This window comes from Serratia sp. CY74737, assembly GCF_052166775.1.
GTDB lineage: Bacteria > Pseudomonadota > Gammaproteobacteria > Enterobacterales > Enterobacteriaceae > Serratia > Serratia ureilytica.
Map to the genome: position 1 here is coordinate 771,215 of NZ_JBJNOF010000002.1, position 15,449 is coordinate 786,663.

Annotated in this window: 12 protein-coding genes; 3 read left to right on the forward strand and 9 right to left on the reverse strand. The window is 57.0% G+C overall.

The features are described from left to right. Positions 1–28: 28 nt before the first annotated feature. The 8 genes from ACJ8PE_RS05630 to ACJ8PE_RS05665 all read right to left on the reverse strand — a co-directional run bounded on the left by ACJ8PE_RS05630 (position 29) and on the right by ACJ8PE_RS05665 (position 9,697). The gene (locus ACJ8PE_RS05630) at positions 29–1,066 is read right to left on the reverse strand and encodes a Glu/Leu/Phe/Val dehydrogenase (RefSeq protein WP_197792406.1); all 1,038 of its coding nucleotides are present in this window, start codon (positions 1,064–1,066) and stop codon (positions 29–31) included. Positions 1,067–1,082: 16 nt separating this feature from the next. Continuing rightward, on the reverse strand, positions 1,083–3,962 hold the full coding sequence (locus tag ACJ8PE_RS05635; RefSeq protein ID WP_442536723.1) for a type I polyketide synthase: 2,880 nt from the start codon (positions 3,960–3,962) through the stop codon (positions 1,083–1,085). Between the two features lie 13 nt (positions 3,963–3,975). After that, a complete protein-coding gene (locus ACJ8PE_RS05640; protein ID WP_197795307.1) occupies positions 3,976–5,151 on the reverse strand; it encodes an NAD(P)/FAD-dependent oxidoreductase in 1,176 nt (391 codons plus the stop codon). A gap of 40 nt (positions 5,152–5,191) precedes the next feature. Further along, positions 5,192–5,749, reverse strand: coding sequence for an allene oxide cyclase barrel-like domain-containing protein (locus ACJ8PE_RS05645; protein WP_197792400.1), 558 nt, complete (start codon positions 5,747–5,749; stop codon positions 5,192–5,194). Between the two features lie 22 nt (positions 5,750–5,771). After that, positions 5,772–6,800, reverse strand: a complete 1,029-nt coding sequence (locus tag ACJ8PE_RS05650) for a PLP-dependent cysteine synthase family protein (RefSeq protein WP_197792398.1) — start codon at positions 6,798–6,800, stop codon at positions 5,772–5,774. A gap of 42 nt (positions 6,801–6,842) precedes the next feature. Continuing rightward, positions 6,843–7,571, reverse strand: coding sequence for a thioesterase II family protein (locus ACJ8PE_RS05655; RefSeq protein WP_033643089.1), 729 nt, complete (start codon positions 7,569–7,571; stop codon positions 6,843–6,845). Further along, positions 7,568–9,172 carry an AMP-binding protein gene (locus ACJ8PE_RS05660; protein ID WP_197760498.1) on the reverse strand — a complete coding sequence of 535 codons (1,605 nt, stop codon included), beginning with the start codon at positions 9,170–9,172 and terminating at the stop codon, positions 7,568–7,570. The genes ACJ8PE_RS05655 and ACJ8PE_RS05660 overlap by 4 nt, the downstream gene beginning before the upstream one ends. 300 nt (positions 9,173–9,472) lie before the next feature. Further along, positions 9,473–9,697 (reverse strand): hypothetical protein, encoded by a 225-nt coding sequence (locus ACJ8PE_RS05665; protein ID WP_033643087.1) that lies wholly within the window; start codon positions 9,695–9,697, stop codon positions 9,473–9,475. Between the two features lie 137 nt (positions 9,698–9,834). On the opposite strand from ACJ8PE_RS05665, the gene ACJ8PE_RS05670 reads away from it, so the two are divergent. Together ACJ8PE_RS05670 and ACJ8PE_RS05675 are read left to right on the forward strand one after the other, a co-directional pair. Next, the gene (locus ACJ8PE_RS05670) at positions 9,835–11,976 is read left to right on the forward strand and encodes a TonB-dependent siderophore receptor (protein ID WP_197792396.1); all 2,142 of its coding nucleotides are present in this window, start codon (positions 9,835–9,837) and stop codon (positions 11,974–11,976) included. Then, complete coding sequence (locus ACJ8PE_RS05675) at positions 11,976–13,115, forward strand: ABC transporter substrate-binding protein (protein WP_033643086.1); 1,140 nt, start codon at positions 11,976–11,978, stop codon at positions 13,113–13,115. The genes ACJ8PE_RS05670 and ACJ8PE_RS05675 overlap by 1 nt, the downstream gene beginning before the upstream one ends. A 4-nt stretch (positions 13,116–13,119) precedes the next feature. On the opposite strand, the gene ACJ8PE_RS05680 is transcribed toward ACJ8PE_RS05675, so the two are convergent. After that, positions 13,120–13,728 carry a TetR/AcrR family transcriptional regulator gene (locus ACJ8PE_RS05680; RefSeq protein ID WP_033643085.1) on the reverse strand — a complete coding sequence of 203 codons (609 nt, stop codon included), beginning with the start codon at positions 13,726–13,728 and terminating at the stop codon, positions 13,120–13,122. Between the two features lie 178 nt (positions 13,729–13,906). On the opposite strand from ACJ8PE_RS05680, the gene ACJ8PE_RS05685 reads away from it, so the two are divergent. Continuing rightward, positions 13,907–15,448 carry an MFS transporter gene (locus ACJ8PE_RS05685; protein WP_227711507.1) on the forward strand — a complete coding sequence of 514 codons (1,542 nt, stop codon included), beginning with the start codon at positions 13,907–13,909 and terminating at the stop codon, positions 15,446–15,448. The last annotated feature ends 1 nt before the right edge of the window (position 15,449 follow it).

A 15,449-nucleotide genomic window follows, 5' to 3' on the forward strand; every position in this document is an offset into this window, starting at 1 on the left:
GGAAAGCGCAGGCTCCCCGGCCCATTTCTTACGCCACCATGGCGGCGGATTTGATCGGTTGCAACAATTGTCCAATATCGCAATTGAGCAGTTGAGCGCGCTGCAACAACTCCTCCGTCTTGGCGCCAATCACGGAGTGAACATAGGCGTTGACCTGCTCCTGGTTCATTTGGTTATAACGGTCGGTAAACGCCATTTCGATGCTGTCGCAGATCACTGCACCGGCGTTGCTGACGTAGTCCGGCAGATAGTGAATACCGCGCGCCAACAGCCGCTGTTCAGCCTGTGGCGTATTAAACGGTGAGTTGGCGCTGCTCACCACCCAGCGGGTATTCAGCTGTTCAATATTCTGTGCATTCAATACGTTGGACATTGACGCGATGCACAGCACCTCGCTGGGTTGCGCCCAAAGTTCCTCTTCGCTCACGCGGCGCACCCCCGCAGGAAATTGCGCTGTGGGGTTGATGTCATAGGCCGTCACCTCACAACCGAACAGCAGGCTTTGTTTCGCCACTTCAGTGCCGACCTTGCCCATACCGTGAATGGCAATGCGTGCGCGAGGCAAATGATTGAGCCTCATCGTCAACACCTTTTTCATCGAACTCCAGACGCCGTAGCCGGTTGCCACCGATGTATCGACTTGTGGGCTGTCCATGGCATTCAGGATCCACGGCGTAAACTGCCGCAGATAGTCCATCTCTCTATTGCCGGTATTGATATCGCATCCCGTAAACATGGTGCCGCCATAGCGATTGAGCAGAGCGCCTATCGCTTCAAGCACTGCCGGTTGCTCTTGGGGAGAACGTTTGCTGTTCACCACGATTTTGCCGCCGCTGAAGCCGGTATTGTACAGCCCGTGCTTCAGCGACATGCGCTGCGCCAGCATGATCGCCTCCTCTTCCTGCTGCTGCCGGGACGCATAGTTTCGCCAACGGATACCGCCATTGGCCGGTAGCAGCTTGATCTGCGACGAGTAAGCCAGGGTGAATGACGTTTCGTCATCGATTACGACCGTTTCTATCTGGTATTGGTTATGTGTATTCAGCAATTCATTGTTAACTGACATAATTTGCCATCCTGTTTTAATGAGAATCTTGCTCGAATGCTCCAGCCTGGTCCAACTGTTGTTTAATGCCCCACGGCGTAGGCCGCTTAAGAAAATCGGCCATCCCTATTGCCTTGCCAAACTCTTGCTCCAACATCGCCAGCAGGCGCAGCGCCATCAGCGACTGTCCGCCGGCGTCAAAAAAGTCACAGTGGTTAGAATCGGGGTTCACGCCGGTCACATCCCCCCAAACGCGCCAGATATGCGCCATCTGAGGATCTGACTGACTTGTTGCCGCCGGCGTTCGCTCGGCTTGCGGCCCCTGCCTGTCCCGTTCGCCCAACCACCAGTGCGCCGGATTGAAGGGATACATCGGCAATGCGATGCGCGAAGGCGGCCGTTGCCACAGGCGGCGCCAGTTAACGTTGACGCTGGCGCGCCAGATTTTTTGCAGCGCCTGGATCCATACGGCGCCTTCATTCTGCGCTTCGTCGCGACGCGGCAAGGTTCGCACCGCGGTCACAGAACCGGCAGATTTCAGCTGTGCAACCAACGCCGTGAGCGTCGAACCCGGCCCAACTTCGATAAACAACGTCTTGCCGCGCTGCGGTAGCTGCTGCAAGGCGCGGTGGTAATTGACCGGTTCACGGGCATGACGCGCCCAATATCGGCCGTCAAGCGCCGAACATTCGACTTCGGTCGCCAGCAAGGCGGAGACGTAACGTACCCCCGTCGCCGATTCACGCGGCGGCGGCGCTATATCGGCCAGCTCGTCAAGAATGGGATCCATCAGGGTCGAATGAAACGCATGTGAAACATTCAAGGCTTTGCATCGCACGCCTCGGTCTCGCATCTGGCGTTCGCAAGCGCGAATGGCTTCAGCGGTGCCGGACAGCACGCAGCCGTCATCACTGTTTTCTGCCGCCAGCGATAGCTGATGACTCAACCAGGGCTGAACCTGTTGAACGCTCAGCTCTACCGCCAACATCATCCCGGACGGCAACCCGGCCATCAGACGCCCACGATGAGCGGCGAAAACCAGCGCCTCTTGCACCGAGAACACCCCAGCGGCCCAGGCCGCCGCAATTTCGCCGAGGCTGTGCCCAATGACCCAATCCGGCTCGACGCCGTAATGCATCAGCAGTTCGGCCACGGAGATTTCGACGGCGATCAGCGCGGGCTGCGTCAACGCGGTATCGTTAATCGACTCGGGCGCGGCCTCTCCGGTAAATAACGCCGAGAGATCCAGTGCGGCTTGCGTTTGCACTATCTGCAGTTTGTCGTTCATCAGTTTTCTGAAGGTCGCGTCCTGCGCCATCAAATCGCTGGCCATACCGATAAACTGGCTTCCCTGGCCAGGGAATTGGAAAACTATCGACAAGCGCCCTTTCCCCGTATCCATCATGTTTTCTTTCACGCTCAACGCGCCCCGATCGTCTATCTGCAAGGTGCCGCGATAGCGCAGCGACTTTCTTCCGCTTTGCGCGCTCCAGGCCAAGCGTTCGTCGTTTTCGCCGTGCGGTCGCTGCAGATAGCGTTTTACCAGCCGATGCCAGGCCTGTTCTGACTGTGCGCTGATCGGTACGACGGTGGAGGACAATGAGGCCGCTGTTCGCGCCGGCGGCATGACAGGCGGCCTCGCCAGTACGACATGCGCATTCGTACCGCCAATACCGAATGCGCTGACGCCGATGGCCTGGCGCGGATCCTCGCGATCCCACCGTTGAGCGGAACAGATAAACTCAAACGGACTCTCCGCCAATGCCATTTCCGGATTCGGTGAGCCAACGTTGATCTGCGGCGTGAGCCAGCCATGCTGAATTTGCAGGGCGGCCTTAATCAATCCCGCCATGCCGGCGCAGGTTTCCAGGTGCCCGACGTTAGCCTTGACTGCGCCGATGGCGCAGAACCCCCGTCGTGTCGTATGCTCTCGGAAAACGCCGTTCAGCGCCTCGAATTCGATGGGATCGCCGGCCAGAGTGCCCGTACCGTGGGCTTCGATGGCGCGAAAATCCTCAGGCGTCAACCGGGCATCGTCCATCGCCTGGCGCAGCAGGCGTTGCTGGCCATGCAAACTGGTGGTGGTAAAACTGACTTTGCGCGCGCCGTCATTATTCATCGCCACGCCTTTGATCACCGCGACGACGTTATCGCCGGCCGCCAGCGCATCACTCAGGCGCTTCAACACCACCACACCGACGCCGCTGCCGAATACCGTACCGCTGGCATCTGCGGAAAATGGCCGGCAGTGCCCATCGGTGGAAAACACCATGCCTTGCTGCGCAAAATAGCCGTCGTTTTGCGGGATCCTTAGGGTACAAGCGCCTGCTAACGCCAGGTTGCAACGGCCGCTGCGCAAGGCGTGGACCGCTTCGTATACCGCCACCAGCGAAGTGGCGCAGGCGGCTTGCACGTTGCACACCGGCCCCCCGATGCCCAGATGCCAGGCCACCCTGCTGGTGAGGTAATCTTTATCGCTCATTATTTGCCGCTCGAACGGCGAAGGATTGAGTTTATCGAGTAGCTCGGATCCTTGCACCTGACGTAAATAGTCAGAGCTGCTACAGCCGGCGAACAGCCCGGTATCCTCAAGTTCCCCCGGTGTCACACCGGCGCTTTCCAGCGCGTGCCAGGCGCATTCCAAAAAGAGCCGCTGCTGGGGATCCATCAGCAGCGCATCGCGCGCGCTAATACCGAAGAATCCTGCATCAAAGCGAGATATGTCGCCGGCCACAGGCGCGGCGACGGGAATATATCCCTTGTCGACGGCATCATCCCGATCGTTATCGACGCGAACCAGGGATTCGACACCGTTGATCAAATTATGCCACCAGCTTTCGATGTCCTCGGCGCCCGGGAAACGGCAGGCCATGCCAACCAGGGCGATATCCCGTTCATTGCTGTTCACCTGCTGCATGAAGGTTCTCCGCTCAGAAACGCAATGCGCTGATGTCCCAACGGGGCTCTCGTTCCGCCAGCAGATCGGCGCAAATTTGCCCCATCAGAGGCGTAAATTTGAACGCCCATCCCCCTGCCGAGACCACCAGATGTTCGCCACCGTGGCAGCGGCCCTTGGCGCTGTCGAGATAGAATTGGCGCGCCGGATCGGTGGGCAACACGGCCAGACAGCTTGCAGCGGAATGCTGTTTATCCGGTTCGAGGAACGGCATATGCCGGCGGGCAAACTCCAACGCGCGCTCCACGTGCTGCGGGTTTGCCCTATAGCCAGGCGCATTGGCTTCGGTGATCGGATCCACTTCGAAATCGGTCCCCAGCCGATCAAACCCGTTGACGGACCAAGGGTTGGGCGGGAAGCCATAAAACAGGTTGCTGTCGCTCTCCACCGGCGGTTGGAAGGCAAACCAGAAGGGATCGTTGGCTCCCAGGCGCTGGCTGCGCAGCATGCTGATGCAGGCCATCTCATAGGTAGAAAGCGCAAGTTCAATATCCAACTGGCGCAGCAGTTTCTTGCTGCCCGGCCCACTGGCAACCAGGACTTTACGGGCGCGATAACGGTTTTGCGTCGTCAGCACCGTTGCGCCCCGAGCATCGGGCTCCACGGCCTTCACGCATTGCTGGAACTGGAACTCCACGCCGGCTTCGCTGGCCAGCGAGTAAAGCGACGCCAGGGTGCCTTTAACGTCGATCACGCCGCCGTCTTGCTGCAAGAAACCTTCATAGTTGCTGTCCAAGCCGGTGAAACCATAGCGCCGTTCGATTTCACTCATCGTCAGACGTTCATAAGGCAACCTCATTTCATCCATTGAAAGCATGGTTTGGCGGATTTGCCCCTCATTGGTCCAGACATCCGCATCGCCGAACCATAGGCTGCCAATGCGGTGGATCAGTTTTCTGTCCGCCTGTTGTTCCAGCTGCCGCCACAATTTGTCGGCCTCCAGGGTAAGGCGGAATATTTCCAGCTCCGAATATTGCAAACGCCAATGGCGCTCCTCCCCGCTGGTGCCGGCCAGTTGCGTAAATAGCGCATGTTGTTCCAGAACCAAAACCTTATGGTCGCGATGCTCTCGCGCATAATTCCATGCGGCGGCCAGCCCGATGGGGCCAGCGCCGATAATAATGACATCCCAGTGTACCGACGTGTGCATACCTATCCCTCGTAATGGATATTGTGTGTGTTTGATAAAATTATTTTTTAATTAAGCTTTTAATCTGATCCAGCGGCAACAGGACGATCAGCGTCAGATATTTTTCTCGCGGAATATCCTGATAGAGCTGACGAACGCCGATCTTCCCCATGACATCCCCGCTAACGCCGGCGGCGAACAACGATTGCCATTGCCCCGCCCAAATCGCACTGGAATTCCAAATGCCGGCGGTTTCGATTCGCCCCAGCGGCGTCTCGGCCGTCTCGTGGTACCAGGAAACCACGCTGTCGTCCGGCAGTGAGGCGATTTTCCACCCCTGGCCCTTCATCGTGCCGATATCATGCCCCTGCTTATCCACCAACCGATCGATATGTGAATTGGCATCGCCAACGTTAGGGACATTATCCGCTTTTGCTTTAAAGGTAATATTTGCCATTTCGATAACGGAAAGCACGGTGGCATTGTTATAGCCGTCTTTCGTCGCCAAAATATGCTCAATATCGTCGGCCTCTTTACCTGAACTTATTAACTGGCGAACATAATCGCCAAGCGCGATCAGCTCAGACAATACATTATTATTGCCCTGTATAATTTCCATGAAATATTCCTTTTAGACGTTGTTAAACGGTCAAGGCTTCAGATTGTTTGAACCATTCGCGCCCTTTTTCTCGATCGATATCGGAACCGGCGTCGGCAAAGAGTGTGACAACCCGTTGATCCGCACTCAGCGTTTCTGCCAGCTTACAGGCCGTTTTCCAGTTGGCAGCGGAAGATGCGCCGATTTTAACGCCGGTCAACTGATGGAACTCGTGCATCGCGCTGAGCGCTTCCCGATAGGAAACCGGATTGAAAGGCGGTTCCTGCGGCATCAACTTACTGATGAAAGGCTGACGGAAACCGAAGCCCAACCCGCCGGCTCCGGCAAATTTAGGTTCACCGTTCGGCGCAGACAGCGTACCGTAAGGCAGTTCGCGCGGCGTGCTGCCCCACACGATCAGCTGTGGGTTATCCTGACGCAACGCGGCGGCCACCCCTGACAAGGTCCCGCCGGTCCCTACCGCCGATACCCAACCGTCGATGCGTTCACCCTCCAGCTGCCGACGAATCTCTGCGCCCGTCGCATGCTGATGTACGGCGGTGTTGACCAGGTTAAGATGCTGAGAAAGCAGCGTCCAACTGCCATCTTCATGCGCAATCTGCTGGCTGCGGGCAATGACGCCGAGCAGGAACTGATGGCGATCGACCAGAGTAACGATGGCTTTATCGGCTTTTAACGTGTCGATAAGCGGTTGCGGAGACGAATCCGGGATCACCACTTGCACCGCTATCCCGCACATATTGCCGAGCTTGGCCAGGGCTTTCGCCATATTGCCCCCCGAGGAATCGAGCAACTTCAATTCACCGGCAGCGAAGTCGTGTTGATTGATGGCATCGCAAAACAGACCGAACGCGGTGCGGTCTTTCACCGAGCCAAACGGATTCTCAAACTCAAACTTGGCGTAAATCGACGCCTTTCCCTTTGGCGACGGCACTTCAACCAGCGGGGTATTGCCTAACGTCGCATAGAATTTTTTCAACTGGGGGAACAGAGCGAAGGCTTTCTCCGTATCCGGTGCGCAATCCTGTGGGTTAAACAGCTCAAAATTCATCAGAGGTTCCTTTAAAGCCATACGTTGACAAATAAGCCAGCGTTACCGGAGCAGCTGGCGGAGAAACGCAGCGGTGTCCTGCGCGAAATAAAAGTGATCGCCCGCGAGGAATTGCACCCGGCTGCCGGGGAGTTCTTTTTCCCACAGCGACAGCGCGGCGCGGCTAACCAACGGATCGTTATCGCCGCCCAAAATGCGTGGCTGCATGTCGGGCAAAGGTTCTGCGCTGAGCGCGCCCAACAGCTGTAGATCTTGCTGTATCAAGCGGGTGACAAGCGGGCGAGTGATCTCATCCAGCGACAGTGCGCCGCTGCTTTCACTGAATGTCAGGATGTCGCCCAACACCTCTTGCCGCAGGCTTTCCTGTTGAAGTATTTTCAGTTCAGAGGGCGCGCGCTGGGCCGACAACACGGCGTCGATGTTAAAACGCGACGCTTGTAACGCCGCGGCAACCTGCAGGGCAAACAGCGCGCCCATGCTATGACCGAAAATCACCACCGGCGCGATGCCCAGCGAAGAATGCAGCGCATCAACGCAGCGTGTAATGGCTCGCTGCGCCGTTTCCCAAGCCGGCGCGTCTTGCGCGTCTTCTCGCCCGGGGTACTGCACGATGAACAGATCCACCTCGTCCGGCAGCAGATCACGCCAGTGCTGGTAGAACGCAACGCCGCCGCCGGCATGTGGAAATACGACCAATTGTTTGCTGACCGGTGAACTGCATGGGCGGCTGAGCCTCACCACGCAACCGAGAGACGTGCGCAATGGCGTCATGAGTTCAACCCCGCCGTATTTTTGACCGTCTGTTCCTGGCGCAGCATGTCGCGCAACGTCACGCGATCTATCTTGCCGATCCCTTTCATCGGAATGGTATCGATGACAATCAGCCGCTCCGGCGCCTTGAACGCCGCCAGCCCTTCTTTCTCAAAGAAGCGGCGCAATGCGCTGAGAGTCAGAGTGGTATCTGTGCTGGTGACAAACAGACAAGGCACCTCACCGTAGAGATCGTCCGGCATACCAACGCAGGCGGCTCGCACCACGGCAGGATGCTGTTCAGCCAACTCCTCTATCTCATTGGGACTGAATTTCTCTCCCCCGCGGTTGATCGAGTCGTTTACGCGGCCGTCGATGAAAATGTTGCCCGCGGCATCGACGTGCGCCAGGTCGCCGGTACGGTAGAAGCCGTCCGCCGTAAACGCGCTACGATTAGCCTGGGGATTTTGGTAATACTCTGTGAGCGTATAAGGGCCGCGGGTGATCAGTTCGCCTGATTTGCCCACGGGCAAAGGACGGCCGTTTTCGTCGACGATCAGCACTTCATCATGCGGGCTCAACGGCCGGCCCTGAGAGCTGAATCGCAGAGTGTCATCATCGTCAATCGAGTTAAAACACAGCAGCCCTTCACTCATGCCATAGCACTGCTGCAGGGTAATGCCGAGGTTGCGGGAGGCGGAGGCCGCTAGCTCAGGCGTCACCCTGGCGCCACCCACCTGGACATGCCACAAAGACGTCAGGTCGCGCGGGGTTTGCCGCTGCAGTTCGCTCCATTGAGACAGCAACGCAGGCACCAGCGTGGTGTGCGTCACGCCGCATTGCTCGATCACGTCCAACGCCGTTTCCGCCGACGGGGCGTCGACGAGCGCAACGGCGCCGCCGCGGGAAAGCGTACCGAGTATACCGGGGCAATTGATGACAAACCCATGCGAAACCGGCATCGCGGCGAAATAGACCGAATGGCTGTCTAAAGCAAACACGTCACAGCCGCACTCGATCATATAGCTGTAGCCGCCATTTTTACGGGCAATCGCTTTAGGTAAACCGGTGGTGCCGCTCGAGAGCAACATGACGGCGGTATCCGACGGCGTCATGGTGGCGGCGTGAAGTGGCGGCGCGGGCGTCAAAGGCGAACAGAAATGTTGCAGGTTTAGGTAACGAGTGTCGTGCCCGGCGTCATCGTAGTCTTCGACCAATATCACATCGATATTGAGACCTTCGGCCAACAGCGTCTGCAAAGCGGCAAGTGGGTTATAGCGACGGGAACCTCGCTGCAGGGCAAATACTTTTGGCGCCGTCAGATGCAGAATGTGCCTCAGCTCTTTTTCTCGATAAGAGGGTAATATCGGCACCGGGATCGCACCGAGCATCAACGAAGAGAGCATGATGACAACCGCTTCACGGGTGTTGCGCAATTGATAGGCGATCCGATCGCCCTTCACCACGCCCAATTGACACAGCTTCAAAGCGGCTGAAGCCACCGCACCGTTCAGCCAGTCGTAAGTGTAAACCTCCCCGTGTTCAAAAAGCGCCGGGCGCTGTCCATGTTGTTGAAGGGCCAGCAATAAACGTTGGTTGATCGAATCCTCAACACTAACCATAGCGACTCCATAATGAGTTAACTCACTGTTTGACTGTTATCTTTCTCAATCACAATTCGTTAAACAAACAGCTTTCGGCACCTCGGTCAGGCGGCGCCATCACTTCTGTATTGGCTCAGAATGAAAAGCAAAACGGACTCAAAAACACTTCATTTTCTGGCCGACATCAAACACCATGACCGACCGTCAGTCAATTACCTTGGCGTTAATTATTTGTAGATCTTATGTTTCACCCCTATCATGTCGTTTTAATCTCCTTTATAAACAACACATTATAAATAATACTTTTTTTATACTTGCTTATGACATTTCAGAAATAAGCTGTTCTAATGAATAGTCTCGCCCTCCCCACAGCGATGGCGCGTTAACACAGCGGGCTTTCAGCAGGGCTTGCAATGCCACCGTTTCCGCCGAACTGAGTGCTAAATCTTGACGCAACTGCCAGCTGCCATCCGCCTCTTGCAGCACATCTTCAGGTACCCCCACCTCAGCCAACAGCGCCAACAAATCATCCAGAGTCTTCATAATGTTATCCAATCGTTAAATGGTATTGATAATTATTCATATTGACCGTCAGTCGGTCAATGAGTATTTTAACGCTTGCCTGAGATGACCAGACTCCCGCCCTCGCAGCGAGACTCTTACTTAAAGAGGGATTTTTTTTGAATAAATTCAACGGATTTCGCCTGCGGAAGGCTTATCTTTGCCCGTTGTTGCTGGGCATGATGCCCTGCCTGACCCTGGCGGCCGATGAAGAGTCGATCTGGGTGGTTGCAGAGGGTTCATCCTTAGACAATGCTCCACGGGGTTATGCCGCACAGCAAGCGACGGTGGCGACCAAAACCCGGTCACCGTTGGTCGATGTGCCGCAATTTGTCTCGGTGGTCAATCGCCAGCAAATGGACGTGCAGTCGACCGACACGGTTAGCCAGGCGTTACGCTACAGCGCCGGCGTTGCCGTGGAACGTTTCGGCGCCTTTTCCAGCGGCGTGGACTTCGCCAAAATGCGCGGTTTTGAGGCCGACTACTACCTGGATGGATTGCGCGTCATCGGCAATACCGGCATTTGGGGACCGCAAATTGAAACCTGGGGAGTGCAAAGCGTTGAAGTCTTGCATGGCCCTTCATCCTCGTTATACGGCCAGGGGGGTGCCGGCGGCGTAATTAATATGATTTCCCGACGCCCTTCCACCGCCGAGTCGAATCAGCTTAAATGGGATGTCGGCAATGACCGCTCGCACTCCCTCAGCTTCGATTCCACCGGCGCGCTGACCGATGACGAACAGTGGGTGTACCGCTTCGATGGCCTGGCGGCCACGCGCGGTTCGCAGATCGAAGACACCAGGCAAAAGCGCCTCTTTCTGGCGCCCGCAATCACCTGGCAACCCAATGATCGCACGCGCTGGACCGTGTTGGCTCACTATCTTCGCGAACCCCAATCAGGCTATTACAACACCCTTCCTGCCCAGGTTTTGGGGCTGTTGCCCAATCCGCACGGCAAGATAGATACCGATAGAAATTACAGCGATCCCGCGCACGAGCACTCGAGCCGTACGCAATACGATATGACCTCGCTGCTTGAATTCGAATTGAACGATCGCTGGCGCCTAAAGCAAAACCTGCGCTATTCCCACGTAGACTCGACGGTGCGGCGCGATTTTACGCGCGCCATCACGCCGGACGAGGGACTTTTGACGGCGGTTTATCAGGACGCACCGAGTCAGGCGGACAGCATCGTGATGGATAACCAGGCCGAGACGACATTCGTTACCGGCGCCATCGTCCATCAGGGATTGGCCGGGATCGACTTTCAGGCCGGTAAATTGGATAAAGACTGGTGGGGATCGCAAACCGTGACGTTTGATCCCTGGTCCGAACAGTACCGCCCTTCATTCGAACCTATCCCGGTTTCACGCACGTCGACAACGCAACGCTTCCAGCGCACGGGTTTATACGGACAGGACGAAGCCAGCTGGCGCGGATGGCATTTGTTGTTGGGCGGCCGTCATGACTGGTCACGCATGCGTACCAGTGACAATCTGGCCCATACTCAAACGCAAACCAATGACGCAGCCTGGAGCTATCGCGCCGGGTTGAGCTACCCGTTCGACAATGGCCTGGCGCCGTGGGCCAGCGTCTCTACCGCCTTCGATCCGTTGACCGGCACAAACGCTCAAGGCACGCCTTTCAAGCCAACCCATTCCACTCAGTATGAGATGGGGATGAAACTGCAGCCACCCGGCAGCGCAACGATGACCAGCCTGGCGGTCTACCAACTGACGCAGCGCGATGTGAACACCATCGATCCCCTTAATCCCAGTTATTACACCCAAACGGGTGAAGTGCGTTCTCGCGGCGTGGAGCTGGAATCACGGGCGGCGGTGACCGATAACCTTAATCTGATGCTGTCCTATGCCTGGGTCAACAACGTCGTGACTGAGGCTAACGATAGCACGCAGGGGAAACATCCGGTGGGGGTTCCGGCGCAGACCGGCTCGATGTGGCTGGACTATCGCTTTACTAAAGGGCCGCTGCAGGGACTGCTGATCGGTGGCGGTACCCGCTACCTGGGGGCCAGTTGGGGAGATGGCGCCAACACCTTCAAAGTGCCCGCCGTTTGGCTCGGCGATATGACCGTCCGCTATACGCCGGGTGCCTGGGATCCTCGTCTGTATAATCTGGAGCTGGGATTGACGGTCAACAACCTGACCAACAAATCTTACATCGCCAGTTGCACCAGTGCGCCTTACTGCAGCATCGGCATCGAACGCCGCATTATCGGTTCGATAAGCTGGTATTTCTGATGCACAGACGACGTTTTCTTCAGGCGGCCGCTTTGCTGGCACTTTCTTCGCCTTCACGCTCTCTGCGCGCCCAGGCTGATACACAGATCGTGACCGATATCGTCGGGCGTACGGTGACTTTACGCTATCCTCTGCGGCGTATTTTTCTGGCGGAAGGCAACCTGTTTTATACCGTCGCGGCGCTCAACCCACGCGCGCCGATGGAAAAACTGGTGGGTTGGCGAGACAATTTCCGCACCGCCGACCTGGACAGCTACCGGCTGTATCTGCGTTATTTTCCCGAACTGGCCAAGCTGCCGGCCTTCGCCGGCGTGCAGCAAATGCAATTCGATCTGGAAAGGTTGATCGCCTTGCGGCCCGAAGCCATGTTGCTCAACGCGAATACGCGTTCTGTGCTGGAAACGAGCGGCCTGATGGCTAAGCTGACGGCGGCGAACATCCCCGTGGTGTTTGTCGATATGAGCATCGGCCTGATGAACAACAGCGCCAGAAGCATCGCCATCATGGGGCAGCTGTTTGATAATCCGCAAAGTGCACATAGCCTGATTCGCTTCCGCCAGCGTCATCTCGATACGATCCGCGACACGCTGATGAAACGGGCTCCGCCGCGCCCACGCATAATGATGGAGCGCGCCGCCGGATTATACGAGGATTGCTGCCTGTCTTGGGGCAATGGCAACTACGGCGAGATGGTGGATAGCGCAGGAGGATTCAATTTGGCTCAGACGCATATTCACGGCGTTTACGGCGCATTGAGTCAGGAAACGGTGATCGCTTCCCGGCCCGATAAAATCGTCGTGACCGGCAGCAACTGGAGTCATTACTCGCCCCACGGTGACTGGATCAACCTTGGGCCAGGCGCAGATTTGACGCTGGCAAAAACGCGGCTGGAAAAATTGATGCGACGCCCGGCTTATCGCACCCTGGCCGCGGCAAAGAACGGACAGGCGTACGCCATCTGGCACCCGTTTTACGATCATCCTTTTAATTTCGTCGCGATCGAACGTCTGGCCACTTGGTTCCATCCGTCGCTGTTCGCCGGCGTTGATCCCGAAGCGACTTTTGCTGAACTCTTCGCCCGCTTTCTTCCCATTCCGTATCAGCCCGGTTACTGGGTGTCGCTCAAGGCGGCGCCGTAAACGATCAGCGACATCCCAGCAAACGCATGAACTCCTGCGCCAGCGCGGGCCCCAACCCTTGGCGGTCGGCGTCGGGGTTGACCATGACGTCATCTACGGCACCATGCATGCCGTGATACATCAAGATGGCGGTCAGATGCGGATTCTCCAGACGCCAGGCGCCCGCCGCTGCGCCATCGTTTAAAATCGTCAGGATCTGCTCCAGCACGGCATCACGATCCTGATTGCCTCGGGTATGATAATGATGATCGTGATACAACGCATCGTGCAGTTCCATGCCTTCAAAATAGGTCGCCACGCCGGCATCACACCAGGCTCTCAGACGCGCCAACCAGTCATCCGGCGCGCATTCATCGATAGCCAGCTGAATTTTCTCGATAAAGTGATTGGTGAAACGTATACGTAAAGCGGACAACATTTCATTTTTGGACGGGAAATAGTGGTAGAAGGTCCCTTTGGCGACGTTGGCGTCGCGGACGATATCGCTGATGGTGGTCGCTTCAAACCCTTTTTCGATAAACAGCTTCTGCGCCGCATCCATCAATTCATCCAAGCGCACTTCCGCCGGTTTGGTTCGAGGCTGTGTTTCTTTCATCTTCTCTTTTGTCTTCATATCAACATCCACTAGGAGTCCAGCGGCCATCGTAACCAATGTTGTTGCCATTGACCAGCCGGCCTATCTCAGTGAAATCAATATTTACGCTCAATTGACCGACGGTCAGTCATAATATAGGATGAGAATAGTTTTCACTATCACCCCCATCTCAATAAGGAGCCCCACTATGTCCGGTATGCGCAGGATTTCGCTCGTTGCCGCCATCTGTCTGGGTACATTTATGGCGTCGCTTGATATCAGCATTGTCAATGTGGCGCTGCCCACGATGCTGGAATCGCTACAAACCGACATGTCGGGCCTGCAGTGGGTCGTTGACGCCTATGCCCTTTGCCTTTCCGCGTTAATCCTTTCCTCCGGTCCGCTGGGCGACAGATTTGGCCGCAAGCGTATTTGGCTGTACGGCGTTGCATTGTTTACCGTCGGTTCGATCGTTTGCGCATTCGCCTCCTCTCTCGGCATGCTGCTGACGGGCCGGGTGATACAAGGGATCGCCGGCGCAGCCGTTATCCCTGGGGCATTGTCGTTATTGACTCATGCTTTTCCGGAGGAACAGTTGCGCACCCGCGCGATCGGGATCTGGTCTTCGGTCAATGCCCTTTCGCTGGTGATTGGCCCGGTTTTGGGCGGCTTGCTGGTGCATACCACCGGTTGGCCAGGCATATTCTGGATCAATATTCCGGTTGGGATCGTCGCGTTGATATTGGGCGGCTGGGGGCTGCGAGAAAGCTCGCATCCTGAGCACGCGGCGCTTGACCCGCTGGGGCAAGGGTTGAGCATCTTGTGGCTTGGCGCGTTGACCTACGGGCTGATTGCCGCCGGAGAATTCGGTTGGCACAGTGTGCAATCGCGTTTTCCGTTGTACGCCGCCCTGGCGCTGTTTGCGCTGTTTCTCTGGGTGGAAACGCGGGTCAAACGCCCCTTGCTGCAGCTGAGCCTGTTCCGCAACGCCGATTTTAGCGGCTATAACCTCGCCTCTTTTGTACTCGGTTTTTCCGCTTACAGCAGCGTCTTCTTCGTCTCGCTATTTCTGCAACAGGCCCAGGGCTGGAGCCCCGCCGACACCGGTTGGCGCATGGCGCCGGAATTTCTCGCCATGGCGCTGGCCGCTTCCGGTTTTGGCCGCCTGTCCGCCAAACTGAGCGTGAACTCGCTGATGATCGTCGGTTATGGCCTGATGGGCGTTGCCCTGCTGTTGCTGACGCAGCTGCACGCCGATTCGCCTTACGCTCTGGTGGCGCTCTATTTGGCCCTGCTCGGTTTCGGCATGGGGCTGTCCATGCCGGCGACAAGCGCCTTGGTGATGCGCACCGTCGCGCCGCAACGTTCCGGGATGGCGTCGGCAACGATGAACGCGCTGCGACAAACCGGCATGACGCTGGGCATCGCCTTGCTGGGCACGCTGATGAGCATGAAAGCGGTGACCACCTTGACTGCGGCTTTGCAAACGCAAGGCGTGGAACAGGCCGCCGCAATCGCCCGGACGGCGGTCATCGAACAACAGCAAACGGCCGTTGATGCATTGAGCGCGAGCCGCATGCAAGCGCTGACGCACAGCGCCTTCGCCGATGGTTTCGGGATCGCCATGCTGTGTGCCGGATTACTCAGCATCGTGATGACCGTGTGGCTGCTGATCATGCTGCATCCGCGTTTCCGTCTGCATCCTCAGGCCGGAAACGCCGTGCTGAACAAGTCACCTGAACGACTGAACGAGGAATGAA